Here is a 24,079-nt window from a genome sequence, read left to right on the forward strand (position 1 = left end):
AGGCTAGAGCGGCAATTGAATCGAATCGATCGACGAAGTCTAGTCACATAAGTGAATGCAATAAAGCAGTGATTTCGCATGTGTATGATGCAAATATGCATGAGGGATCGCACACGCAATGATCAACTGGGACAACGCACGATTTTTTCTCGCCGTGGCGCGCACGGGGACGCTGCGCGGCGCGGCGGCACAACTCGCTGTCGATCAGGCGACGGTCGGCCGGCGCATCGCCGCGCTCGAAGAAACGCTGTCGGCGACGCTGTTTCTGCGCACACCCGCCTTGTTCGTGCTGACGCCGGCTGGCGAAGCATTGCTCGGGGCGGCCGAGACGATGGAACAGGCCGCCTTGTCGATCGAACGGCGGATTGCCGGGCTCGACGACCAACTGGCCGGCACGATCCGCGTCGCCACCACCGATTCGCTGGGTAAACGCTTTGTGGTGCCGGCCATCGCCAAGGTGCGGCGTGCGCATCCGGGCATCGAGATCGTCTGTGTGACGTCCGCGCAGATTGCCAATCTGACGCGGCGCGAAGCCGACGTGGCGATCCGCACGCTGCGGCCCGATGCGCCGGACCTGATCGCGCGCAAGCTCGCGCAGTTGGAGGTAGGCATTTACGCGTCGCGTGACTATGTTGCTGCACGCGGCGAGCCTCGCGAAGGCGAGGCGTTCGACGGTCACGATCTGGTGATGTATCAACAGCCGGTCTCGCCGTCTATGTGGGCGGCGCTGTGCGGCGAGCCGACTTCGCGCGGGCGTCTTGTGTTCCAGACCCAATCCACGGCGATGCTGTTCGAGGCGGCCCTTTCCGGTTTCGGTATCGCCGAGCTGCCGTGTTTCCGCGCCGATTACGAACCGGAACTGGTGCGCATCATGCCGCATCGAGCGGAGCCCTTCGACGTCTGGGCGGTCGCGCACGCCGATCTGTACAAGACCGCACGGATGCAGGTGCTGATTGCGGCAGTGGCGGAGGAATTCGCGCAGGCGCGTTGAGGCGCGCTAGTGCACGTCAATTCGTATTCGCATATCGATGCACTCATCGATGTACTTAGCGCGACGCCGTATTGAGTCCGTGCATCCGCTGCGCATCGAGCACCGGCCACGCTGGCGGATCGGCCAGCGGTGGCGCAGCCTTAACCATTCCCGGCGCGTTTTCGAACACCTCGGCGAGCCAGTCGACAAAGGCTCGCACGCGCGGCGAAATCTGCCGGCTTTTCACATACGTGACCGAGAGGGCGACCGGCGTCGGTTTGCACTTCGGCAGGACCTCGATCAACTGTCCGGACGCAAGATACGGTGCGGCGGCGGCGCGCCCAGGCTGAATCAGCCCCAGGCCTTCGAGCCCGCAGGCCAGATACGTGTGTTCGTCGTTCACCTGGATGAAGCCGTCCACTTTCACCTTGCTTGTGCGCGCCGCCACACTGAAGTCGAAGTCCGCGCGCCGTCCGGTTTGCATCGACAGCCAGTTCACCGCGACGTGCCTGGAGAGATCGTCCAGGTGATGCGGCTCGCCGAATCGCGCGAGATACGCGGGGCTCGCGCAGGTCACGCGTTCGAGCAGCCCGAGGCGGCGCGCGAGCAGCCGCGAATCGGGCAACTCACCCAGCTCGATGCTGCAATCCACGCTCTCGCCGACCAGATCGAGCGTGCGATGACTCACGCCGAGCGCCAACTCGACATGCGGATGCAGCGCACGAAACGAAGCTAGAGCCGGTACCACGATCGACGCGGCGATCATGCCCGGCATCGCCACGCGCAAGCGGCCGCGCAGATTCTCCGGACGATTGAACAGACCTGATTCGACTTCTTCGATCGCGGCGAGAATCTGCGCGCAGCGTTCGTAGTAGGCGGCGCCTTCCGCGGTCAGCGTGACCTTGCGCGTCGTGCGCACCAGCAACTGCACGCCGAGCAGGGACTCGAGCGCTTGCACGGTGGTCGTCGCGGTGGCGCGCGGAATCTCGAGCGACTCGGCGGCGCGCGTGAAACTGCTGGCATCGACGATCCGCACAAAGATCCGCATGGCTTGTACTCGGTCTATCACGATGCTTCTCCGGTGAGGCGCGGCGTGTGGCGGGTCAGCCCGGCTGCGAGCAGGGGCGCGAGCGCGAACGTCGCGAACAGCCAGAGCGCGGTGTGTTGCGCGCCGGGCAGCGGGGCGACGGTCGTGAGTCCGGCGCCGTTCGCGACGAGGCCCGCGAGCGCCGAGCCGAACGCCATCGCGAACAATTGAATGGTGGTGATCGAAAGCGACGCTAGGTTCTCTTCGCCCGGCTGCGCGGCGGTAAACACGCGAGTGAGCAGATGCGGCCAACCGATCCCGACACCGAGCCCAACGCTCGTGAGCGCCGTGCACAGTGCGAGCGTACCCAGCAAGCCGTCGAACAAACCTGCTATCGGCATCAGCCATGCGAGTGCGACAAGCCCGAGCGCCGCGACAACCGGGCCGGCTCGGCTCAAACGCTGCGCGGCGGTGGCGGAGCGGCCGGCGCTGAACATCGAGCCGACCGACCAGCCGGCCGCCATCAATGCGGTCAGATAACCTGCGGCCAGCGGCGAACGTCCGTGGATCGTCTGCAAGAAATACGGCACGAAGATTTCACTGGTCACGCCGATGCCGAGCAGGCTCATGCAGGCGTAGATCCGGCCGATCCGCGTGCGAATCGAAAACGAGCCGCTCGGCAACAAGCGCGTATGCGTGCTGCTGCGTTCAAGTCTGGCGAGCAGCCACACGAAGCCGAGGCCGGCCATGACGCCGAGCGCGTTCCAGCGCATGTCATCGGTTAACGCGGCGAGCGAAATCACCAGGACCGAGGCACCGAGCAAGCTGACCTTGAGTAACGGGATCGGTTGAGCCGCTTCACTGTGGGCGCGCTTGTCATCGACCTCGCGATGCACGATCACGGCGAGCAGCAGCACGACCGGCAGCAACACCCAGAACGCCAGCCGCCAGTCGCCGAGCTGCGCGAAGATGCCGCCGACCGCCGGCCCACATAACGTCGCCACGCCCCACATGCCCGACACCAGCCCCATCGCGCGCGGCCACAGACGCTCTTCGAACACGACGCGAATCAGTGCGTAACTGAGGGCAAGCAGAATGCCGCCGCCGAGACCTTGCAGCGTGCGGCCAGCGAGCATCCATAGCATCGACGGCGCACTCGCGCATACGACGGTGCCCAGCGCGAACACCGCCAGTGCGCTGAAGTAAGCGGAGCGCGCGCCGAGCACCGCGAGCAGGCGCACCGACAACACCGAGCCGAGAATCGACGCGACCACGAACAGCGTCGTGTTCCATGCATACAGTTCGAGCCCGCCGATGTCATGCACGACCGACGGCAGGATCGTCGTCGCCACATACACGTTGGTGGCATGCAGCGCGACGCCGCCTGCGAGACCCAACGCCCGCCAGCCGTTACTGCCGCTGAGCAGATCGCTCCAGGCCGGCACATCCGATTGCAGATTTTTCATATCATGGACAGCCGTACGGGGCTGGCTTATTATGCAAGTATTGGCTTGGATAATAATGTGCTCCGATGAGATATGCAAATGAAAGCTTGGAAAATTCACCGACGCTCGCGCAAGCCGCGTCAACGGCTGCGCCCGTGGATCGCATCCTGAATCTGTTGAAGACGCAGGGGCCTTTGTCGACGGCGTCGATCGCGGGCGAACTCGGCATCACGGTTGAAGCCGCGCGGCAGCAGATCCAGAAGCTGCTGAGCGGCGGTTTGATCGAAGGGCGTCAGGCGATCCAGGCGGGGCCGGGGCGGCCGAGTCAAAGCTGGGCTTTGACGGAAGCGGGCAACGCACGCTTTCCAGACATGCATCCGCAATTGACCGTGCAATTGCTCGGTTCGATTCGCCAGCTATTCGGCGAAGAGGGGCTCGACAGATTGATCGATCAGCGCACCCTGGAAACGCGCGCGAACTATCTCGCAGTGCTCAAGCCGATCAAGGGGCTCAAGGCGCGGCTGACCAGGCTCGCGGAGCTTCGCAGCGCCGAAGGCTATATGGCCGAGTTGCAGAAAGACGGGCGCGACTGGCTGCTGCTCGAGAACCACTGTCCGATCTGCGCGGCGGCGCGCACCTGCCAGGGTTTTTGCCGCACGGAGTTGCAGCTGTTCGCGGAGATCGTCGGCGAGGAAGGATCGATTGAGCGTGTGGAGCATGTGCTTGCCGGCGCACGACGATGTGCCTATCGCGTGAGGCTGAAAGGCAAATAGCATGGCATTGTCGTGCAGGCTTATGCGCTTCGAATGACTTCAAGCGCAGGCAACCCCGCGACGAATTTTTTACGATTAAATTTCCGCTTTTCTATGCGAGGATAAAACGCCAACGTTGATGTATGCGCGATAACGCCTGATCCGCATACATGCGAAAGCGCGCCGGACACGTCGGCCGCGCGTGCTTCGTTCCTTGCAAGGAAATACCGTCGTGAAATTTAATTCCCGCCTCGGCGTCGCTGTTCTTCTCTTTCACAGTCTCTTATCGCAAAGCGCGCTCGCGCAGTCGCAACTGACTTACACCACCTCCTGGATCGGCAACAGCTTCGGCTTTGGCGACGGCAAGTGGATGCAGCAGGACATCCAGGCGATTAGCGTCGGCGCCGATGGCACCGTTTACACCAATGCACCCTGGGACGAAAGCGGTAGTGAAATCGCCGCCTATCGTGCGGGCGACAAGATCGCCGTGGCCGGCTCGACGCATGGCTGGGGCGCCGCCGGCGGCGATGCCGTCGCGACGAACCATACCTATCTGTACGCGGCGATGTCGATTGGCAACGAGAACAACGGACTGGTCGGCGCGGACTATCCACCGGCCAATCAGACGTGGTTCGGCATTACGCGGCGCACGCTCGCCAATCTTGCGACCGGTGCGCCGTTCGACGGCGGCATTGGCAATAGCGCCAATGCAACGAAGAACAGTTTTCTGCGGCTGAACGCGGTGACGACCGGCACCGACGCGGGCATTCGCGGGATGGCCGCGACCGATACAGAACTGTATGTTGCCGATACGTACAACAGCCGGATTGTCGTGCTCGATGCCGCATCGATGCGGCGCCTGCGTTCATGGGATGTGCCTTCGCCTGGGCGAATCGCGTTGGATACCGATTCGACACTGTGGGTGATCAACGGTGTCTCGTCGGGAAACCTAAGCATTCTGCATTACGCCGCCGATGGCACCGCGCTCTCCGGCACATTGGCATTGCCCGCCGGCACGGTACCGACCGACATCGCAATCGCACCGTCAGGGCAAATCCTGGTCGCCGACAACGGACCGGCGCAGCAGATCCTCGTTTTCAACAGGCACGCCGGCGGTCAGCCGCGCGCCGCCGCGCCGATCGGCACACGCAATGGCATCTTCCACACGGTCAAGGGGGTGCCGGGCAACTGGCGCTTCAATGGCATCACGGGTATCGGTGTCGATCCGGCCGGCAATCTGTACGTCGCGCAGAATGGCGAAGGGCCGCGGCCGCTCGGTTCCGCATCGGTCGGTCAAGGTGCGGTGCTCGAGAGCTATGTGTACAGCACGCATGCCCTCAACTGGCGCCTGTACGGACTGACCTTTGTCGATAGCGCCGCGTTCGATCCGGCGACGCCGACTTCGGTCTACACCGGCTCGAAGCGCTTCAGGCTCGACTACAACCGCCCGGTCGGCCAGGAATGGTCATACGCGGGCTTCACGCTCGACCGTTTCGACTATCCCGACGACCCGGCATTTCACGAGCCGCGAGGCGTGCGTGGCGAGCCGATGGTGCGGCGAATCGACGGCAGGCGCTATCTCTACACGCTCGATCCCGGCGCGCACTATCTGAATGTGTATCGGTTCGACGATGCGCATGGCGAAGTGGCGATTCCGTCCGGTTTGCTGGCGCAAAATCCGCTGCCGGGTTCGTGGCCCGCAGGGCAGCCGACGTATGGCGAATGGATGTGGCGCGACAGCAATGGCAACGGCACCGTGGATGCCAGCGAGATCACCGGCAATCCGTCGACGGGCAGCACGGTCGGCAACGGCTTCTGGTGGGTCGATACGCCGGGTAACGTATGGCTCGCCACGCCGACGAGCGGCATTCGCAAGATGCCGTTGCAAGGTCTCGATTCCTTCGGCAATCCGATCTACACGTACGCGAGTTCGAAGATGTTCGCGATGCCGCAACCGTTCACGCGGATTGCGCGGATCGTCTATATCGCCGCAACCGACACGATGTACATATCGGGCTTTACCAGTGCGATCCCATGGGATCCGACGCATTGGAAGGAGGCCGGCCCGGTGCTCGCGCGCTATGACAACTGGAGTTCCGGCACACCGACGCAGCAATACACGGTCTCCTTGCCGTGGAACACACAGACCGATCCGCAGACGACGACGGTCGGCGTCGCGGTGGCGGGCAACTACATCTTCGTCGCCGAGTTGTACATTGCGAGGGTAGATGTGTATGACGCGCGCACGGGGCAGGCGGTCGGTTATATGACGCCGGGAGCGAGCGTTGGCAACACCAGCGGCTGGGTGGATGTTTATCTCGGCATCAGCGCGGTGCAGCGCGACAATGGTGAATACGTCGTCCTGCTGGAAGACGATGCGCGCGCGAAAATCCTGATGTATCGATGGACGCCTTAACGTGGATCATGTCGATGGTGCTTGGTCCGATCACGAATGGACGGCAGCGCACGATCGGTATATAACAAACGTGAAAGGATGGCTTTGTTCACTGATGCATCAACCTGAGAGACGTTTCATCATGACGCAAGACGTAACCCCTCAGCCGCCCTCGGGCGATCGCCCCGACCTGGAACACCTCGACGCCGCGCTCACTCACGTGGATCAGCAGGTATCGTCCGGCAGCATCGCTTCGGGTGCCGCAAAGGGCATTCTGTATAGCCTGATCGAAACGCTCGGTGCGTTCGTCGGCGATCCCGATTTGCCAGAGCACGCCCGTTCGGGTTATCAAGGGCTGCTGGAAGCCGCTCGCGAATTGCGCGCGAGGCTCGAGCACTAAAGGCGGGGGCGCGCCGCCTGCGGGCGGCGTGGCCGGCGCATTTGGCCACCCTATTTCGCCGCCGCATGCCGGCGGCGCGGTTCTCTGTGATAGAAAGGCGCATTGTTTCCAACATTGCGTCTTTTTTATGCTTTCCACGTCTGCTATCGCGTTGCTGGCTGTCGGCATTATCGTCGTACTGATTACGCCGGGTCCGACCAATACGCTGCTTGCGGCGGCCGGGTTGCGCCAGGGCGTGCGGCGGTCGTTGCCGCTGATCGCCGCCGAACTCGCCGGCTATCTGCTGTCGATCTCAGTGTGGGGACATTTTCTCGCGCAAGCCGCGCACGCGTTGCCGTGGTTGCCGGCGCTGCTACGCGCGGCGGCCGGCGTGTACATCGCGTATCTTGCCGTCGATATGTGGCGCGCGGCGGTGACCCTGCCCGATTCGACGCAGCGGGCGAGCGGCCTGCGCACGCTATTCGTGGCGACGCTGCTCAACCCGAAAGGCTTGTTGTTTGCCGGCACGATCTTTCCCGCCATTGCGTTTGCCCATGTTCCCGCGTATGGCATGGCGATGCTGATGTTCGCCTGCCTGCTGGTGCCGATCGCCCTGGCGTGGATCGCGTTCGGCGCGGCGCTGGGCAGCGGCAAACTCACCTGGCTGAATCCGGTGAAAATGCAGCGCGGCGCGTCGATCGTGCTGGGTGTTTTTTCCTTGTCGCTCGCGTGGGCGGCGCTGCATTAAGACCTCGGATTGTCGGGCGCGGGTGCCGGGCGGTCACGCTTCCATTCAGCTATCTACACTCAACGCCTCAAGCCAGTCAGGCGGCGCGGATGCGATGTCCAGTTGCGGCGTGCCGTGCCAGTCCGCACAGCGCTGCAAAGCGCGGCGCAGATCGCCCGCAAGCCTCGCACTAAGTCGCACGCCGGGTTCGATGTGCAGCGATTTCACTTCGAACACGCCGGTGGTCCGATGCGCTTTCGCATCCACGCGACCCACGAGGCGCCCCCGGCTCAAGAGCGGCAACACGAAGTAGCCGTATTTGCGCTTCGCAGCCGGTGTATAGCACTCGATCGCATAGTCGAAATCGAAGAGCGCGGCGGCGCGCTTGCGGTCCCACACCACCGGATCGAACGGCGACAGTACCGTGGTGACGGTTGAAGCGAGCTTACCGGTTGCCGCGTCGTCGATCATCGGCGCGAATTCATGATGGACGAAAGTGTCCTGCTTCCAGCCTTCCACCTGCACCGGGATCAACTCACCCTGATCGGCGAGCGCATGCAGTTCGTCGCGATAGGGGCGGCGCGGCAGCCGGTAGTAATCGGCGACCCAATCGGCGCGCACGACGCCGAGCGCGCGGCAGGTGCGGCGCAACGCTTCCTCGGTGACCGTTTCCCGCGGCGGCAGATCGCGGGCGTCGTCCCAGTCGGGTAACACGCGTTCGGTCAGATCGTAGACGCGATGAAAATTGCGCCGCTCGGCCACCATCAGTTGCCCGATCGCGAACAGCACTTCCAGGTGACGCTTCTCCGGCTTCCAGTCCCACCAGCCATTGCCCTTGCCCGCCTCGCGGGCGAAGTCAGCTGAACGCACGGGGCCCGACGCGCGGATATGCGCGAGTAGTTTGTCGATGTCCTTGCGATGCTTCTTGTGCCACTCCGCTGCGTATTTCCAGCCCATATCGCTTGGGTCGAGCATGCGGTGGCGCAGCAGGCCATAGTCTTCGGTCGGGATGAAACAGGCTTCATGCGACCAGTATTCGAACAGCTTGCCTTCGGCGAGATGCTCGTCGAGCCATTGCTGCGGATACGCGCCGAGCCGGCTGAACAGCACGAGATACGGACTACGCGCGACAACGTGGATTGTGTCGATCTGCAATTGCGCCATGCGGCGGATCGCGTCGAGCACATCGGCTTTGACGGCCTTGCGGCGCGGCGGCGTCAGCAAACCTTGCGCGGCCAGATGCAGGGTGCGCGCGGCGGATAACGGAAGCGTCTTCACGCGGGCGTCGGTCACGGGCTTGGGTCAGTGAGTGACGATGATGGGAACGGACGCGAGGTCCGGCCTGGATCAGCAGCCGCTACTTTAGCGCGAATACGGCAGACGAATCGGCGTGGGGGACGACCGGAGCTTGGCGCCGTGGAAGGCAAAGCGAAGGCAATGACAATGGCGCAGCAACCCAGCAACCCAGCAACCCAGCAACCCAGCAACCCAGCAACCCAGCAACCCAGCAACCCAGCAACCCAGCAACCCAGCAACGCGCCCGAATGAACATTACCGCCCGTGCCCATGATGCTTATCCCAGCCACGATGGCGGCCATGGTCACCGTGTCCGCGGTACCCGCGGTAGTAGTCGCCGCGATACCCATATCCGTAGCCGTATGCCGGTTGCACAGGCGCATAAACGACCGGTGGCAGGGGTGCATAAACCACGGGCGGCGGGGCATAAAAGGGCCCCGGCGTATTGATGAACACGCCGACATCCACCCGGGCCGAAGCCGCGGTCGATGCGCAGGCGGCGGCAAGGCCGAAGGTGGCGAAAACGATCGCGCGTTGGATCATGCTTGTCTCCTGTTTCGAAAGAGCCTGCCATTCGCTGTCGAATAGCTGACGTGTATATTACGAAACAGAAAGCAAGTCAGGTGCAACCAGTTGAAGGTGTGTGTAACAGCAGATTACCCGGGGGCCCGTTGCTGTGGCGGGAGAGCGCAACGGGGGCAACACCTGGCACACGTCGCGCGCGGACGGCGGCCGAACGCGCGACTAGGTCGGCCCCGGGGCAAGACCTCCCTTAAGCCCCCAACGCGACCGCTTCTTCCGCCGATACCGCCAGCAGTTGATGGATCTGCGCGACCACCGCCGCGCCTTCCCCGACCGCCGCCGCGACGCGTTTCGTCGACCCGGCGCGCGCGTCGCCGATCGCATACACGCCCTCGACAGTTGTCGCGAGATCGCAGACGGATGCGCCGTCCACGTTGGCACCGGTCAGCACAAAGCCCTTGTCGTCCAGTTGCACGCCGCAGGTGCGCAGCCAGTCGGTATTCGGATCCGCGCCGGTGAAAAGGAACAGATGCCGCGTATCGAAGCTTTCGGTGCCGTCCGGCAGCGGTTTCTTCAACGAGACCGACGCCAGCCCGATGTCGTCCGCGTCGAGCCGGCCGATCTCCGAATTCGGATGCACGAACACATTCGGCAGCGAACGGATGCGGTCGATCAGATAGCGCGACATGGTGGCTTCAAAGCCGCTACGGCGGATCAGCACGTGGACCTTGGCTGCATGCGTCGCCAGATAGACGATTGCCTGGCCCGCCGAATTGCCGCCGCCCACCAGCACGATCTCCTGGCGCTTGCACAGCTTGGCCTCGACCGGCGACGCCCAGTAGTAGACGCCGCGTCCATCGAAGCGATCGAGCCCTTCGAGCGCGGGGCGCCGATAGACCGCGCCGCTCGCGATCACAATCACGCGGGAGGTAATCTTGCCGCCGCACTTGAGTTCCAGCCGATACGGTGACTCCGCGCAATGCAGCGCTTTCACATGGACCGGAATCGCGACGTGCGCGCCGAACTTCTGCGCCTGCACGAACGCGCGGCCTGCCAGCGCCTGACCGGAGATGCCGGTCGGAAAGCCGAGATAGTTTTCGATCCGCGAACTGGCGCCGGCCTGGCCACCCGGCGCGCGGCTGTCGAGCACGATGACCGAGAGGCCTTCGGACGCCGCATACACGGCAGTGGCGAGGCCGGCCGGCCCCGCGCCGACGATCGCGACATCGTACACATGCGAATCGTCGAGATCGGGCAGCAAGCCCAGGCAGGTGGCGAGTTCCGGCATGCTCGGATGACGCAGCACCGTGCCGTCCGGGCAGATCACCAGCGGCATGTCTTCTTTCTGGGCGGCGAATTGCTCGATCAGACGCAGCGCGTCTTCATCGCGTTCATCGATGACCGAGTGAGGATGACCGTTGCGCGACAGGAAGCCTTGCAACATCACGAGCCTCGCGTCACTGCTGTTGCCGAGCAGAATCGGGCCACCCGCGCCCTTTTCGATCAGCGACACGCGCCGCAGGATCAGCGCGCGCATGATGCGCTCGCCCAGTTCGGCCTCGGCGACGATCAGCGCGCGCAGCTTGTCCGGCGGAATCAGCAATGCGTCGACCGGGGTGACAGCCAAGCCGTTGACCAGCGCAGGCCGCCCGGACAACTGACCGACTTCAGCGAGAAAATGCTTGGCGCCATGTTCTGCAATCAGGACTTCGCGCCCGATGCCATCGCGCTGGTAAATCTTCACGCGCCCATTCAGCACCACGAACATGCCAGGGCCCGTCGTGCCGGTCTCGAACAGCAGCTCACCGGCTTCCCAGTGGCCCACTTCGCCGAACCGGCGCAGACGATCGATTTCTGCGCACGTGAGTTCGGGGAACATCTGATGCATGCGCGTCGAGAGCGACGAAAACGGCGCGTCGGCCACAACGGTTTGTTGCCCTTCTGCTTCTTGAGTCGACAGCATTGAACCGCTCCTTCTGTGTTCGTCCTGATTGATCGACACGGGGGGCGAAGCGGCGCGGGCGCGCGAGGGCGCCGATAGGAATGCGCTGCTGCGCTACACGGCCTTCGGCGCGATATCGTCGACCGCCACGTCGGGCGGCGGCATGCCGGGCAGCGCGTCCACCGCCTTGCCCGAGTCGCGCCAGGCTTCCATGCCGCCGCGTAACGGCAGCACGTCGGCGAAGCCGGCTTCGTTCATCTGTTTGGCCATCCATGCCGCGGATATTTCATTCGGGCATGAACAGTAAATCACTACCTTCTGATCGTGCGGGTACGTCGCAACGATCTCGTCGAGCTGCCGCTCGTCGGCGAATTGCGAGCCCGGAATCACGAACGGATCGAGCGCGCGCTTTTCCTGCGAGCGGATATCGAACAGCACCGGCGTTTTGCCGGCCGCAACCAGCTTGGCCAGCTCCTCGACTTCGATCCGCTGGGTCGCGAGCGTGGAAATCAGCTGACGCCGGCGTATCCAGCGATAGGCCGCATACAGCAGCAGCAACGCGACGGCCACCAGCGCAGCGGTGCGCCCGAGGCGTCCGGCCATGGCGAACAGCATGTCGATCTGTTTGGCGAACAGCGCACCGATGATCAAACCGGTACCCGACCACAACGCGGCGCCGATGCTGTCGTAAGTGAGAAACGTGCGGTATCGCGTGCCCATTGCGCCGGCCATTGGAATCGACACGATCGACAGGCCCGGCACGAACTTCGCCACCGCCAGCACGCGCACACCCCAGCGACCGAAAAAGCGTTCGGTCTTTTTTACACAGGTGTCACGTGACAGCGAAAGACGGCAGATCGTTTTCAGCGTATTGCCACCGTACAGGCGGCCGGCGAGATACCAGGCACTGTCGCCAATCAGCGTGGCGAATATCGACAACACCAGGACCGGCATCAATTGCGTGCCCACTGAGCCGGGATGCATGGCCGCCATCGCCCCAAACAGCACGAGCGACGGCATCGCCGGCACCGGCAGCCCGAGCGAGGCGGCCAGCACGTTGACGAAGACGAGCGCCGGTCCATATTGCTCGACGAGATCATGTAGCATCGGCTTACATCCGCAGCCCTTTCGGACGCGGCGCAGGTAGGGAAAGCAACGGAGTATGTAAGGATTATGGACGCATTTTCAAGACGTGCAAATGTCCGGAAAAGCGCACTGTTATTCGCGTGTTAAAAGCGCGGCTGTGGCTTGCCTGGCGGGTTAAAGGCGCGGAATAGAAGCGCGAATGGAACAAAGCGAAACGGATTGACGCTTTCGCGGCAAGCGAGTGATGAATAACGGCCTACGGATGCCCGTAGGCCGTTCTGCGGTACACAAACCAGAGGCGGCGGTACAGAAACGGCGTACGGCATTCACGCGTAAGCGCAATACCGTGCGCGAATGCTTTTATTGACGATGATTGTGCTGTTCGCCGGGCAATTCCGCCCCATGCGCGCGAATCGCCGCAATCAGTTCGGCCGGCGTGATTTCGTAGCGCACTTCGCGGTGAATACCTGGCTTGCGCTCATCGACCTCGATCAGAAGGATGCCTTTGCCGTCTTCTGTCGATTCGAGGCGCAGCGAGCGAAGTTCGCGCGCCGTTGCGTCGTCGTATTCGGTGAGCAGGGCCATTGACCCGGAGGACCCGGTAGTGCGCATCGAGGTTGTCCTTGTTCCGTTGTTGATCGAACCATTGTACGGGCAGGCTGGCGCGCCGTCTGTCGCGCCGCGCTCATACGGACAACCAGTTTAACGCGACTCCCTGCAACGACGGATTCATTTTTCGTGCCCCGTGACGGTGCAGTCCTTCTCCCCGGCTGTCACGGTGCTGACGTGTGCTTCGGTTAGGCGCGGCCGCCGCACGCGAAACAACGGGCAAAAAAGTAGCCCGTCCTTGAAGGGACGGGCTGCTAAACGCCGTTGTTACTCGGGTCAGCTGGCCCTTGCAACCAACTGGGCGCTGACGTTTGCATCCTCATGCGCCAATTCTGGACTGTCGAGGTGGGAGTAACGCCGATCTGTCAGATCAATGTCGATTCTTCCTGTTCGCTCTCGTGCGCGAATGTATGCGCATCTTTGCGCTTGAATTCGGGTGCCGGCGTGTGCGCGGCATGCAGCGCCGCATTGGGCGCGGGTGCCTGCCGCAACGGCTGCGCCGCGCGCTGCGTCGGCGTCGCATCGGCGACGGTGAAAAGGCGCACCGCTTCGTCCAGCACATCGGCCTGTTCCGCGAGACGTTGTGCCGTGGCTGCCGCCTGCTCGACCAGCGCGGCGTTCTGCTGGGTGGCGCCGTCCAGATGCGAGACCGCCTGATTCACCTGGCGAATGCCTTCCGCCTGCTCGCTGCTGGCATTGGCCACTTCGACAATGATCGACGACACGCGGCTCACCGCTTCGTCGATCACACGCATCTGTGAGGTCGTACGTGCAACCAGTTCGGTGCCGAGTGCCACTTCGGTTGCACTCGCCTCGACCACCGACTTGATTTCCTTCGACGACGCCGCGCACCGTTGCGCCAGCATCCGCACCTCGCCGGCGACGACCGCGAACGAGCGGCCCGACTCTCCGGCGCGCGCCGCTTCGACGGCAGCATTCAGCGCGAGGATGTTGGTCTGGAACGCAATGCCGTCGATTACGCCGGTGATGTCGGCGATGCGGCGCGACGCCGCCGTGATGCCGGCCATGGTCTGCTCGACCTGACCCGCGATCTTGCCGCCGACCGCCGCCGCCGCTTGCGCGTCTTTCGCGAGATCGAGCGCACGCACGCTGGCATCGGCGTTGGCCTGCACGGTGGTCGTCAATTCTTCCATCGTGGCAGCGGTTTCTTCGAGCGACGCAGCCTGCATCTCGGTGCGGCGCGCGAGGTCGACATTGCCGCTGGAAATTTCCCGCGCGTTATCGAGCATGCCGGTGATCTGCGCGCGCACGTCGTAGACGATCGCCCCGAGATTGGCTTTCAGTTGATTCAATGCCTGCAGCACATCGCCGAGATCGTCATGACGCGCGATCACCAGATCGGCGGTCAGATCGCCCGCGGCGAGGCGGGTCGCGAAACCGGACATGTCGCGGATCGGTTCGGCGAGTTGCTGTGTCAGCATTCGCCAGGAGACGAGGCTGAATGCCGCGGTGACGCCGAACGCGATCCAGAACGGCACGGGCGGTGTGCCGCCCCACGCGGCGAATCCTGTTAGCAACAAAGCCAACGGCGTGATCGCATAGCCGACCGCCGCACGCGTGGCGACAGGCAGACGCATCAACGCCTGCAAGCGGCCAAGCAGGCCGGTACGCACCACCACGCCGCGGCGCAGTTTGAACGCGCGCGACTCGCCGGTACGGAGTCGCGCGTACAGCGCTTCGGCGGCGCGTAGCGCGTCGCGTTCCGGTTTCACGCGCACGCTCAGATAGCCGACCACCGCGCCTTTGTCGACGACTGGCGTGACGTTCGCATGCACCCAGTAATGGTCGCCGTTCTTGCGGCGGTTCTTGACGAGCGCAGTCCACGGACGGCCATCGCGAATCGTCGTCCACATGTCGGCGAAGGCTTCACGCGGCATGTCCGGATGCCGGATCAGGTTGTGCGGCTGGCCGATCAGTTCTTCGCGGGTAAAGCCCGAAACGGCGATGAACGCCGGGTTGCAGTACTCGATGCGGCCGGTCAGGTCCGTCGCGGAGACAAGCGTTTGCGACGAAGGGAATTCGTATTCGTGCCCGGTGACAGGCTGGTTGTTGCGCATGGCTTTCCTTGCTGGAGCGGACGCGCGTCCGCCCGGTCGTTACCTCTATGCAAGGAATAACGGCATTAACCCCTTCGTCTTTAGGGTTTCCCAGTAAATCACTCAGGTTTATCGTGCGCCGAGCCGTTATTGCAGGGTTGCATTCATGCGTTCCGCGTAGCCGTGGAAATCAGTGCCGGATGCTTCGCGTGCTGTCTTCAAAAGCGCTACACTGCGCCGGTAAAAGGGCTGCAGACGTGTTCCGTGCTCCTCTGAGCCGCAGCGTTCTGCGGGCGCGAACCACGCTAACTTTGCTAGCCGATGCAGAAGATCCTCGACCGTACTCAGGAATCACTGGTGCACGCATTCGCGTCGCTGGCTCATAGCGCGAAGCGCCAACAACGGTTGTACCTCGCAACGATCAGCTTCGCTGATGCTGATCGTGGTCGTCTTTGCGCTGCTGCTCACTGTCCTTGCCGCGGACAAGCAACTCGACTACCGGCGAACGTTTGTGTCCGAAAGCGCCGCCGACCTCTCGCGGCTCCTGCATCGCCAGGAGTCGTTTATGCGGCGTACCGAATTTACGCTCGACTACTATCATGACACTGACAACGTGCTGCACGTGCCGGCAAGTGTCGAGGACGCGGTGCGCCTGAGCGGCGTCGCGCGCGGTAAGGTGCAAAGGGTCGACGCGCAATTCGACCTGCTGGTCGGCGACGCCACGCGCGCGGCATGGGGGCCGCAATTCGGCGCGAACCTGTGGCGTCTCTACGAAGCGGCACAGTCGCCGCTCGTGACCCAGCAGTCGTTCGAGCTGCCTCAACGGGCGATTCTGCTCGGGCTGGATGAAGACTATGCTGCGATCCTGCCTTCGCTCGCCCAACCCATCGCTGATTCAGCCGCTCCTTCGGCAGCCGGTCGCGGTGTCACTGCTGCGCTGCCTCTGCAGCCGGCGATCGTGAGCACGTTGCGCGAGACCTTCGAACAGGAACTGCAGGCGCAAACCGGCAAGCCTGTGCCCGGCAAGGGCGAGCGGATCTGGCTCGGCCCGTATCGCGATCCGCTGCAAGGCGAGCCGGTGATCTCCGCGGTGAGCGCCTACTATGCTGGCGATACACCGACCAGGCCGACCAGGCCGACCAGGCCGAGCACGCTGATCGCGATGAGCATTCCGCTTGACGGGCTGTTAGCGCATCTCGCGCGGCCGGACCGCGAGGGCACGCTGTTGCTGATGACGGGGGATCGCCGTGTGATCGTGTCGTCACCGCCCGTCGATGCGCCGACTGCAGCCATGCTGCAAGACGCCGCCGCGCATACGCCACCCAATGCATACCGTTACACCCGCGATGGCGTGATGTTGAGCGAGCCGTTGATGCCCGGCTTCGGCTCGCTGGTCAGCTATCTGTCGTGGCGTGAGTTGATCGCCGCACTCGGTTGGCAACTGGCCGCGATCGCCGGCCTTGCGCTGCTGGTCCTCGTAGGAATCGCGCTGGCGGCGCGGTTCTGGGGGCTGCGCCTGATGCGCAGCACCTTCGCGGAGACGTCGCGTGCACTGGAAAGCGAAACCATCAACCACGTTCTGGTCAGTGCGACGCCGGTCGGTTTGTGCATCGTCCGGCAGAGCGACTACTCGATCATCATCGCCAACGCATTGGCCGACGAGTTGCTGCATATCGAGGCTGGCCACGATCGCTTGCCGCCGCATATCGTCGACGAGATTCGCGCGCAGGCGCCGGATGGGCCTTCGATCACCGCATTCGCCAGGATTGCCGCGTTTGTCGCGCCTGCGCAGCCGGTGCAGTCACAGCCGCAAGCGCCATCACAACCGGCGCCCGACGAAAGCGTCTCGCCGCATGCGCAGTTTCTGCAGTTCACCTACGCGCCGGCACGTTACGCTAACGAGGATGTGCTGTTCTGCGCGATCCTCGACGTCACCGCGCAACATGCGCTCGAACAGCAGTTGCGGCTCGCGCAGCAGACCGCCGAGATCACGATGCGGGCGCGTTCGAATCTCTTCGCGTCGATGAGCCACGAAATACGTACACCGCTGAATGCGCTGCTTGGCAACCTCGAATTGTTCGCGCGTACGCCGGGGCTAGAAGCGCACGCGCAACGGCTCACGGCGCTGAATGTCGCGGCCGACGCGCTGCGCCACATCGTCAATGACATTCTCGACTTTTCGAAAATCGATGCCGGCGAGATGAAGCTCGTGACCGAGTCGTTCCGTCCGCTCGACGACTTTGAAAACATCGCGCTGTCCTATGCGCCCATGACGGCGGATCGCGCGATTCGCTTCTATGCGCATCTGTCGGCGACGCTCGATCAGGTGCTGCGTGGCGACCGCACGCGCATCGCGCAGATCGTCAACAACCTGCTGAGCAACGCGTTCAAATTCACCTCGTGCGGCAAGATTACGCTGAATGCCGAAGTGAAGGACGATCTGCAAGGCCGCCCGATTCTGACCTGCCGGGTCTGCGATTCGGGGATCGGCATGGATCAGGCGCTGGTCGCGCGCATCTTCAGTCCGTTCGTGCAGGGCGAAGCGAGCACGTCGAGCCGCTATGGCGGCACCGGCCTCGGCTTGTCGATCTGTGCGCGGCTGTGCGAGCTGATGGGCGGCCATATTTCGGTCGAGAGCGTGCTGGGTGTCGGCAGCGGTTTCACCGTTTCGATCCCGCTCGCCCCGCCACCGGATGAGTTGCGCGAGCCGGTCGTCGAACCGGCTCGCCGGGGCAATGTGCTGGTGGTGTCGCAGGAACGCGAGTCGGGGCAGCTTCTCGACAGCGGCCTGCATACGAAGGGGTGGACGGTTCACACGGTCGTGTCGATGCGCAGCGCGCAAGCGTGGTTGCGCGTGAACCGGCCGGACGCGATCGTGGTGACCGGCGAATACGATCTCGACGCGATTGCCGCGTTGCGTGCGGTGCACCCGGCTGAGGTCGTGTGGATTACGCGCGCCGGACCGCATCGTCCCACGCCGCGTGGCGGCGGCGTGCTCGAAGTGACGGAGTTCAGCCGCAAGGCGATTCTCGCCGCGGTCGATCTCGCGGCCACGGGCGCCACCGATGCCGCCGCGACACTGGCGTCGGCCCCTGCCGCATTGCCGCCTCCTGAAGTCAATCCGGCGTTGCAAGGCTTGACGGTGCTGGTTGCCGAAGACAATCCGCTGATCCAAACCTTGATCGTCGAGCAACTCGACGCGCTGGGCTGCCTGCCGACGATTGCCGGCGACGGGCGTCAAGCGCTGGCGGCATTCGAGCAGGGACATTTCGAAGTGGCGCTGACCGATATCCACATGCCGGTTATGGATGGATACGCGTTGCTGGCGGCACTGCGCAAAGCGCATGCGGACTTGCCGGTGCTGGCTTTTAGCGCGGTCACGGAAAACCAGCAGAAGGACGGCTGGCGCGAGCGAGGCTTTACCGGGTATGTCGCGAAACCGGCGTCGCTGGGTGAACTGGAGGCGGCGCTGCTCGCGGTGGCGTTCGCGAAGCCGCAGCTTGCGGCGGTACCGGCGACAGTAGCGACACCGACAACGACACCCGCAGCGACTCCGGCAATGACACCGGCAATGACACCGGCAATGACACAGGCATCGTCAACAGCGGCGCAGGCGACCCCGGCGGCGCCCGGCGCAGCCGCCGACCCGGCGAACACACTCAGCGCGGACGACAAGTCGCGTTACACCGCCATGCTCAAGGAGCATCTTCAGAACGATCTGCCGCGGCTGCTGGCGATTGTCGAACAGGAAGACCGGGAAGCCTGGGCGGCTGGGCGCATAGCGCGGCGGGTGGGTTCCTGGTCGTGCAGGAGCAGCGCTTCGCGCAGCAATGCCGCGAACTGCAACGGCTATGCGAGAACGGCGAACGGTGGACCACCGAGATGGACGAACGCGCGATCTCGCTGCATGAGGCCGTATGCGATCACTTCGGGCTGGATGAACAGTCGGTGCATTGAGATTGACCGCAAGCGCAACCGCAACCGCAACCGCAACCGCAACCGCCCCGGCGCTTTCGCGGATCGGCCCGGCCGCGCAAACGTCCTACTGCGCGGCCGCTGCGGCGATACCCGCATCGGATGCAGGCGCGAGTGCGCTTGGCTTCAGCGTGACAACCGAACCGACGAATTGCTTGAAGTGCGGCAACCAGATCGGGATCGAGCTGTCCACCGCGAACATGCCGTGGCCGTCCCGGCCGAACGGCGCTTCATAGATCAGTTCGCCATGCCCGCCCGCCGCCTCGAACGCCTTGAACCAGGTCTTGACGACATCCGGTCCGAAGTACTGATCATTCTCGACGTAATGCCACATCACCGGCACTTGTGTGGTCGAGGCGAAGTGCCCAAGCGTTTCGGCCATTCGTTCCGGCGCGCAAGGTTGGGCCGGATGACGGCTCGGGTCGCCGCCGCGGCCGCCGGAGAAGTTGACGACCGCGATGAGCCCTGGGGGTGCATAACTCGCCGCGGCTAATGACGCGAAACCGCCGGCAGACTGACCGACGAGGATCACCTTGTTGCGGTCGATTTGCGGCAGCGTGTCCGCGAACTGGATGGTGGCAAGCAGATCTTTGGCTGCTTCGCGCCCGGCGCTTTCGAAGTCCGGATTCCGGCACGAACCCGCATCTTCCTCATCGGAACCGCCGGTCGCGCCATAGCCGCGCCGAATCGGCACGATCACGGCGAAACCCAGATCGACGAACTCGCGAATCTGCGCGAGCTTGCGATAGCGGCCGACCTTGATGCGATCGCGGGGGTTCGGCGGGCTGCCGTGGCTCAGCACGATCAAAGGAAACGGACCGGCGCCGTCGGGCATATAGGTGGTGGCGACGAGCTCCCGTGTGTGCTCGCCGAACAGGCCGTGCTCGGTCATCGGAACCTGAACGACGGTCTCGTGCAGATCGGTTGCAATCGGGTCCGACTCAGCGGCGCGCGCCTGCGTCGCGTGGCCGACAAATGCGAAGGCGGCGACAAGGCTGAGCGCCAGTGAGCGGGTGGGATATTTGAACGACATGGGCGAGCGCCTCGGCATGACTTCGGGATGAAGGTGTACTGCACACTGTCGAAAAACGCACCGGGGGCGCTGATGTCTCAGCGCCCCCGGTGATCATTGACCGCCTTGCGGCGCAAACCGCTAAACGTTAAACCAAACCCGTCGCGTAATACACCCCGATCACAAAGAAAACCGCCAGCGTCTTGATCACCGTCACCGCAAAGATATCGCGGTACGACTGACGGTGCGTCAAACCGGTCACCGCCAGCAGCGTGATCACCGCGCCGTTATGCGGCAGCGTGTCCATGCCGCCGCTCGCCATGGCGACGACCCGGTGCAACACTTCCATCGGAATATGCGCGGCTTCGGCGCCCTTGATGAATGTGTCGGACATGGCCGCGAGCGCGATGCTCATACCACCCGATGCCGAACCCGTGATACCCGCCAGCGAGCTGACCGACACAGCGGCATTGACGAGCGGATTCGGAATGCTCTTCAGCGCATCGCTCACCACCAGGAAGCCGGGCAAAGCCGCGATCACACCGCCGAAACCATATTCCGACGCCGTGTTCAACGAAGCCAGCAACGCGCCTGCCACCGCTGCCTTGGTGCCGACCGCAAAGCGTTCGCGCACGCGGCCAAAAGCCGTCACCACCACCATGATGATACCCAGCAGCAGCGCGCCTTCCACGGCCCAGATCGCAACCACGCTCTTGATCGTCGTCGTGACCGGTGCATGGATGCCCGGCAGGATGTCCGGCGTGACCGTGTACGTTGCGCCGTACCAGTTCGGAATCCAGCGGGTCAGCAGGAAGTTCGCCACGCCGACCAGCACCAGCGGTGCGACCGCGAGCAACGGATGCGGCAGTTGCTTCGATTCGACGCGCTCCGGCTCGTTGACGAGATCCGTGCCGTAACCTTCGCCGGTTGCCATGGCCGCGCGGCGGCGCCATTCCAGATAGGTCAGGCCAACGACAATGATGAACAGCGAGCCGATCACGCCGAGTGCGGGCGCGGCCCAGGAGGTTGTCTTGAAGAAGGTGGTCGGGATGATGTTCTGGATCTGCGGCGTACCCGGCAGCGAATCCATCGTGAAGGAGAACGCGCCGAGGGCGATTGCGCCTGGCATCAGGCGCTTCGGAATATTGCTCTGGCGGTACAGCTCGGCCGCGAACGGATAGACCGCGAACACCACCACGAACAACGATACGCCGCCATAGGTGAGCAGCGCGCACACCGCGACGATCACCGCATTGGCGCGCGAGCGGCCGATATAGCGGATGGCCGCGGCCACGATCGACTCCGAGAAACCGGACAGTTCGATGACCTTGCCGAACACGGCGCCCAACAGGAACACGGGGAAGTAGAGCTTCACGAAGCCGACCATCTTCTCCATGAAGATGCCGGAGAACACCGGCGCGACGGCGCCTGGATCGGTCAGCAGCACGGCGCCGAGGGCGGCGATCGGCGCGAACAGAATGACGCTGTAGCCGCGATACGCGGCAAACATCAGAAACGCCAGCGCGGCGAGGACGATGACAAAGGACATTGAGTCTCCAAAGCTTGGTTGTTCTACGTGTACGCCGTCTCGGTGGTGCGACGGCACGGCGGCGGCAAACGCAGATTCCGTGCCACGCGCGCTGCAGCGGCCCGCCTATTGATTTTGCAGGCCAAAGTTCGAAACGTGATGCGGCCGATTGTACCCAACAGTCTCAAAAACGGGACGTAAAATCCTCTGAACATAGGCTATCCCAGGTAAACTCCTTATGCTGTTTGGCTCTTAACGATCTCGTCGGTGAGATAAGCTTGTCTACGAAATGAGACAAGCATAAATAAAACGGTAGCCGGAGACAGCGACACCATGATGACCGACTGGGCGGGCCTTCCTGCCACCTACGGCGACGTACTGCGCCGGGCGATGGATTCGCTCTTCCGCACGTTCGAAAATTTCAGCGAAGGCACCTTCATCGTCGATGCCGACGCGCGCGTCGTGTGGATCAACAAACGCTATGCGGCGCGCTTCGGCTTTTCGGACCCGCAGCAGGCGATTGGCCGCGATTGCGAAGCGGTGATTCCCAACAGCCTGATGCGCGAGGTCGTGAACACCGGCAAGCCGATTCTGCTCGACATCCTCGAAACGGACCGCGAGCCGCTCGTCGTCACGCGCTTGCCGCTGAAAGACGACGCGGGGGAAACGGTCGGCGCGGTTGGCTTTGCGTTATTCGATGAGCTCAAAGCATTGACGCCGCTTTTCTCCCATTACTCGCGCGTGCAGGAGGAGCTGATCGCGACGCGTCAGTCGCTCGCGCAGGCGCGGCGGGCCAAATATACGTTCGGCAGTTTCGTCGGCACGAGCGCGGCCAGTCTTGAAGTGAAGCGCCAGGCGCGCCGCGTGGCGCAGCTCGAATCGCCGGTGTTGCTGCTCGGCGAAACCGGCACCGGCAAGGAGTTGCTGGCGCATGCGATCCACGGCGGGTCGGCGCGGGCGAATCAGCCGCTCGTGACCGTCAACGTCGCGGCGATTCCCGATACCCTGCTCGAAGTCGAATTCTTTGGCGCCGCGCCCGGTGCGTACACCGGCGCCGACCGCAAGGGTCGCGTCGGCAAGTTCGAACTCGCGAACGGCGGCACGCTGTTTCTGGACGAAATCGGCGATATGCCGCTGCCGTTGCAGGGCAAGCTGCTGCGGGTACTACAGGACAAGGAGTTCGAACCGCTCGGCTCGAACCGGATCGTGCGCGCGGACGTGCGGATCATCGCGGCGACCTCGGCCGATCTGCCGGCGCTGGTCGCCGCGGGGCGCTTTCGCGCCGACCTGTTTTACCGGCTTAACGTGCTGACGATCCAGGTGCCGGCATTGCGCGCGCGCCTGTCCGATATCGAGGCGCTGACCTACGCCATGCTCGAGGATCTGTCGACGCAAGCACGCGGGGGCAGTCACTTCGAATTGCAGGACGATGCGCTGCGGGCCTTGTGTTCGTATGCTTGGCCGGGCAACGTGCGCGAGTTGCGCAACACGCTGGAGCGGGCCGTGATGCTCTCGGACAGTGAGCGAATCGATGCGCGCGCGCTGGCGCCGTTCATCGGTCCGGCGCATGGCGCTGGCCATGATGCGCGCGCACGCAGCGTGGTCCCGGAGGCGCAGGCTTCGGATGCGACCGTCGGCGCGCCCGAGTCAATGTCGTGGAGCGGCGCCATGGCGGCGTTCGAGAAAGGCTTTCTGAGTGACGCCTTGCGCGCCAACGGCGGGCGCGTGATCGAGACGGCCGCGCAGATCGGCATGGGCCGCGCGACGCTCTACAAGAAGATCGCGGCATACGGCATCGAGGTGTGACAAAGTCTGACGGCGTTGGGTGACGCAGTGTAATTGCCGCGTGGCACAATCGCGTGATCGAACAACAAGACGTGATCGGGGTTTCAAATGAAACGCAGTCTTTCTTCTTTTGCGCGCCGGGTTGGTGCCGCGCTGGCGATCCCCGCAATCACCGTGCTGAGTGGTTGCAGCAGCAGCGCACCGCTGTTTCTGTCGGACGGCCGCCCGACCACGCTGGTTCAATGTCCGGCCGGCTCCGATTCCTGCTCACAGCAGGCGAACGCGGCGTGTGGCGGCGCTTTTGACGTCGTGCGCCAGTCCACCGACAACGGCATGCTCAGCCTGATTTACGCCTGCCGGGCGAAATGACAAGACGCCGGCTCAAAGCCGGCGCAGTGAACCCGACACATTCTTCCCTTTAGTCCGCCGCCCGACCGCGACGGTGGGCGTCTCTACCCCTGCGCGGATCTCAACGCGACCGGGCAAACTCAGCCATACGGCGAGCCGGTTTCTCCCAATATGCATATGGCCGTCATAAATGTCTGGCTCTAATGCGCATTCGCCGATGGGTC

Annotated in this window: 18 protein-coding genes and 1 pseudogene; 8 read left to right on the top strand and 11 right to left on the bottom strand. The window is 63.6% G+C overall.

Going from position 1 to position 24,079, the window contains the following annotated elements; all coding sequences use genetic code 11:
* The first annotated feature begins 121 nt into the window (after window positions 1–121).
* Window positions 122–991, top strand: coding sequence for a LysR family transcriptional regulator (locus PQQ96_RS30220; protein WP_408299437.1), 870 nt, complete (start codon window positions 122–124; stop codon window positions 989–991).
* Between the two features lie 55 nt (window positions 992–1,046).
* Here the strand turns inward: PQQ96_RS30220 and PQQ96_RS30225 are convergent, their stop codons facing one another.
* Complete coding sequence (locus tag PQQ96_RS30225) at window positions 1,047–2,039, bottom strand: LysR family transcriptional regulator (RefSeq protein ID WP_408299402.1); 993 nt, start codon at window positions 2,037–2,039, stop codon at window positions 1,047–1,049.
* On the bottom strand, window positions 2,036–3,463 hold the full coding sequence (locus PQQ96_RS30230) for an MFS transporter (RefSeq protein ID WP_408299404.1): 1,428 nt from the start codon (window positions 3,461–3,463) through the stop codon (window positions 2,036–2,038). The genes PQQ96_RS30225 and PQQ96_RS30230 overlap by 4 nt, the downstream gene beginning before the upstream one ends.
* Before the next feature lie 65 nt (window positions 3,464–3,528).
* On the opposite strand from PQQ96_RS30230, the gene PQQ96_RS30235 reads away from it, so the two are divergent.
* The 4 genes from PQQ96_RS30235 (at window position 3,529) to PQQ96_RS30250 (ending at window position 7,716) form a co-directional block, all read left to right on the top strand.
* On the top strand, window positions 3,529–4,215 hold the full coding sequence (locus tag PQQ96_RS30235) for a helix-turn-helix transcriptional regulator (RefSeq protein ID WP_408299406.1): 687 nt from the start codon (window positions 3,529–3,531) through the stop codon (window positions 4,213–4,215).
* Between the two features lie 211 nt (window positions 4,216–4,426).
* Entirely contained in the window at window positions 4,427–6,610 is a 2,184-nt protein-coding gene (locus PQQ96_RS30240) for an NHL repeat-containing protein (RefSeq protein ID WP_408299408.1), read from the top strand.
* A gap of 121 nt (window positions 6,611–6,731) precedes the next feature.
* Window positions 6,732–6,989, top strand: coding sequence for a hypothetical protein (locus PQQ96_RS30245; protein ID WP_408299410.1), 258 nt, complete (start codon window positions 6,732–6,734; stop codon window positions 6,987–6,989).
* Window positions 6,990–7,116: 127 nt separating this feature from the next.
* Window positions 7,117–7,716, top strand: a complete 600-nt coding sequence (locus PQQ96_RS30250) for a LysE family translocator (protein WP_408299411.1) — start codon at window positions 7,117–7,119, stop codon at window positions 7,714–7,716.
* A gap of 45 nt (window positions 7,717–7,761) precedes the next feature.
* On the opposite strand, the gene PQQ96_RS30255 is transcribed toward PQQ96_RS30250, so the two are convergent.
* The 6 genes from PQQ96_RS30255 to PQQ96_RS30280 all read right to left on the bottom strand — a co-directional run bounded on the left by PQQ96_RS30255 (window position 7,762) and on the right by PQQ96_RS30280 (window position 15,228).
* Window positions 7,762–8,973, bottom strand: coding sequence for a winged helix-turn-helix domain-containing protein (locus PQQ96_RS30255; protein WP_408299413.1), 1,212 nt, complete (start codon window positions 8,971–8,973; stop codon window positions 7,762–7,764).
* Between the two features lie 273 nt (window positions 8,974–9,246).
* Complete coding sequence (locus PQQ96_RS30260) at window positions 9,247–9,534, bottom strand: hypothetical protein (RefSeq protein WP_408299415.1); 288 nt, start codon at window positions 9,532–9,534, stop codon at window positions 9,247–9,249.
* A gap of 229 nt (window positions 9,535–9,763) precedes the next feature.
* Window positions 9,764–11,476, bottom strand: coding sequence for an FAD-dependent oxidoreductase (locus PQQ96_RS30265; RefSeq protein WP_408299417.1), 1,713 nt, complete (start codon window positions 11,474–11,476; stop codon window positions 9,764–9,766).
* 93 nt (window positions 11,477–11,569) lie between these two features.
* Window positions 11,570–12,562 carry a DedA family protein/thiosulfate sulfurtransferase GlpE gene (locus tag PQQ96_RS30270; protein WP_408299419.1) on the bottom strand — a complete coding sequence of 331 codons (993 nt, stop codon included), beginning with the start codon at window positions 12,560–12,562 and terminating at the stop codon, window positions 11,570–11,572.
* A gap of 339 nt (window positions 12,563–12,901) precedes the next feature.
* Window positions 12,902–13,153: a hypothetical protein gene (locus PQQ96_RS30275; protein WP_007178686.1), complete on the bottom strand. Its 252-nt coding sequence runs from the start codon at window positions 13,151–13,153 to the stop codon at window positions 12,902–12,904.
* Window positions 13,154–13,515: 362 nt separating this feature from the next.
* Complete coding sequence (locus PQQ96_RS30280) at window positions 13,516–15,228, bottom strand: methyl-accepting chemotaxis protein (RefSeq protein WP_408299421.1); 1,713 nt, start codon at window positions 15,226–15,228, stop codon at window positions 13,516–13,518.
* A gap of 2,002 nt (window positions 15,229–17,230) precedes the next feature.
* On the opposite strand from PQQ96_RS30280, the pseudogene PQQ96_RS30285 reads away from it, so the two are divergent.
* A pseudogene (locus tag PQQ96_RS30285) lies at window positions 17,231–18,619 on the top strand (hybrid sensor histidine kinase/response regulator); the annotation flags it as partial.
* Between the two features lie 630 nt (window positions 18,620–19,249).
* On the opposite strand, the gene PQQ96_RS30290 reads toward PQQ96_RS30285, so the two are convergent.
* Together PQQ96_RS30290 and PQQ96_RS30295 are read right to left on the bottom strand one after the other, a co-directional pair.
* Window positions 19,250–20,233, bottom strand: coding sequence for a dienelactone hydrolase family protein (locus PQQ96_RS30290; protein ID WP_408299423.1), 984 nt, complete (start codon window positions 20,231–20,233; stop codon window positions 19,250–19,252).
* A 109-nt stretch (window positions 20,234–20,342) separates the two neighbouring features.
* Entirely contained in the window at window positions 20,343–21,743 is a 1,401-nt protein-coding gene (locus PQQ96_RS30295) for a GntP family permease (protein WP_408299425.1), read from the bottom strand.
* Window positions 21,744–22,055: 312 nt separating this feature from the next.
* On the opposite strand from PQQ96_RS30295, the gene PQQ96_RS30300 reads away from it, so the two are divergent.
* Window positions 22,056–23,528, top strand: coding sequence for a sigma-54 interaction domain-containing protein (locus tag PQQ96_RS30300; RefSeq protein ID WP_408299427.1), 1,473 nt, complete (start codon window positions 22,056–22,058; stop codon window positions 23,526–23,528).
* 87 nt (window positions 23,529–23,615) lie between these two features.
* Window positions 23,616–23,876 (top strand): hypothetical protein, encoded by a 261-nt coding sequence (locus tag PQQ96_RS30305; RefSeq protein WP_408299429.1) that lies wholly within the window; start codon window positions 23,616–23,618, stop codon window positions 23,874–23,876.
* Between the two features lie 12 nt (window positions 23,877–23,888).
* Here PQQ96_RS30305 and PQQ96_RS30310 read toward each other — a convergent pair.
* Window positions 23,889–24,079, bottom strand: a 191-nt coding sequence (locus PQQ96_RS30310) for a hypothetical protein (protein ID WP_408299431.1), incomplete at its 5' end; no start/stop codon positions are given.

Source organism: Paraburkholderia sediminicola, from assembly GCF_046027825.1.
Classification (GTDB): Bacteria; Pseudomonadota; Gammaproteobacteria; order Burkholderiales; family Burkholderiaceae; genus Paraburkholderia; species Paraburkholderia sediminicola_D.

Excerpts from the sequence above, each read along its gene's own strand:
- PQQ96_RS30230 (WP_408299404.1), bottom strand. The coding sequence starts at position 3,463 with ATGAAAAATCTGCAATCGGATGTGCCGGCCTGGAGCGATCTGCTCAGC.
- PQQ96_RS30235 (WP_408299406.1), top strand. The coding sequence starts at position 3,529 with ATGAGATATGCAAATGAAAGCTTGGAAAATTCACCGACGCTCGCGCAA.
- PQQ96_RS30245 (WP_408299410.1), top strand. The coding sequence starts at position 6,732 with ATGACGCAAGACGTAACCCCTCAGCCGCCCTCGGGCGATCGCCCCGAC.
- PQQ96_RS30250 (WP_408299411.1), top strand. The coding sequence starts at position 7,117 with ATGCTTTCCACGTCTGCTATCGCGTTGCTGGCTGTCGGCATTATCGTC.
- PQQ96_RS30260 (WP_408299415.1), bottom strand. The coding sequence starts at position 9,534 with ATGATCCAACGCGCGATCGTTTTCGCCACCTTCGGCCTTGCCGCCGCC.
- PQQ96_RS30265 (WP_408299417.1), bottom strand. The coding sequence starts at position 11,476 with ATGCTGTCGACTCAAGAAGCAGAAGGGCAACAAACCGTTGTGGCCGAC.
- PQQ96_RS30270 (WP_408299419.1), bottom strand. The coding sequence starts at position 12,562 with ATGCTACATGATCTCGTCGAGCAATATGGACCGGCGCTCGTCTTCGTC.
- PQQ96_RS30275 (WP_007178686.1), bottom strand. The coding sequence starts at position 13,153 with ATGCGCACTACCGGGTCCTCCGGGTCAATGGCCCTGCTCACCGAATAC.
- PQQ96_RS30280 (WP_408299421.1), bottom strand. The coding sequence starts at position 15,228 with ATGCGCAACAACCAGCCTGTCACCGGGCACGAATACGAATTCCCTTCG.
- PQQ96_RS30290 (WP_408299423.1), bottom strand. The coding sequence starts at position 20,233 with ATGCCGAGGCGCTCGCCCATGTCGTTCAAATATCCCACCCGCTCACTG.
- PQQ96_RS30295 (WP_408299425.1), bottom strand. The coding sequence starts at position 21,743 with ATGTCCTTTGTCATCGTCCTCGCCGCGCTGGCGTTTCTGATGTTTGCC.
- PQQ96_RS30300 (WP_408299427.1), top strand. The coding sequence starts at position 22,056 with ATGATGACCGACTGGGCGGGCCTTCCTGCCACCTACGGCGACGTACTG.
- PQQ96_RS30305 (WP_408299429.1), top strand. The coding sequence starts at position 23,616 with ATGAAACGCAGTCTTTCTTCTTTTGCGCGCCGGGTTGGTGCCGCGCTG.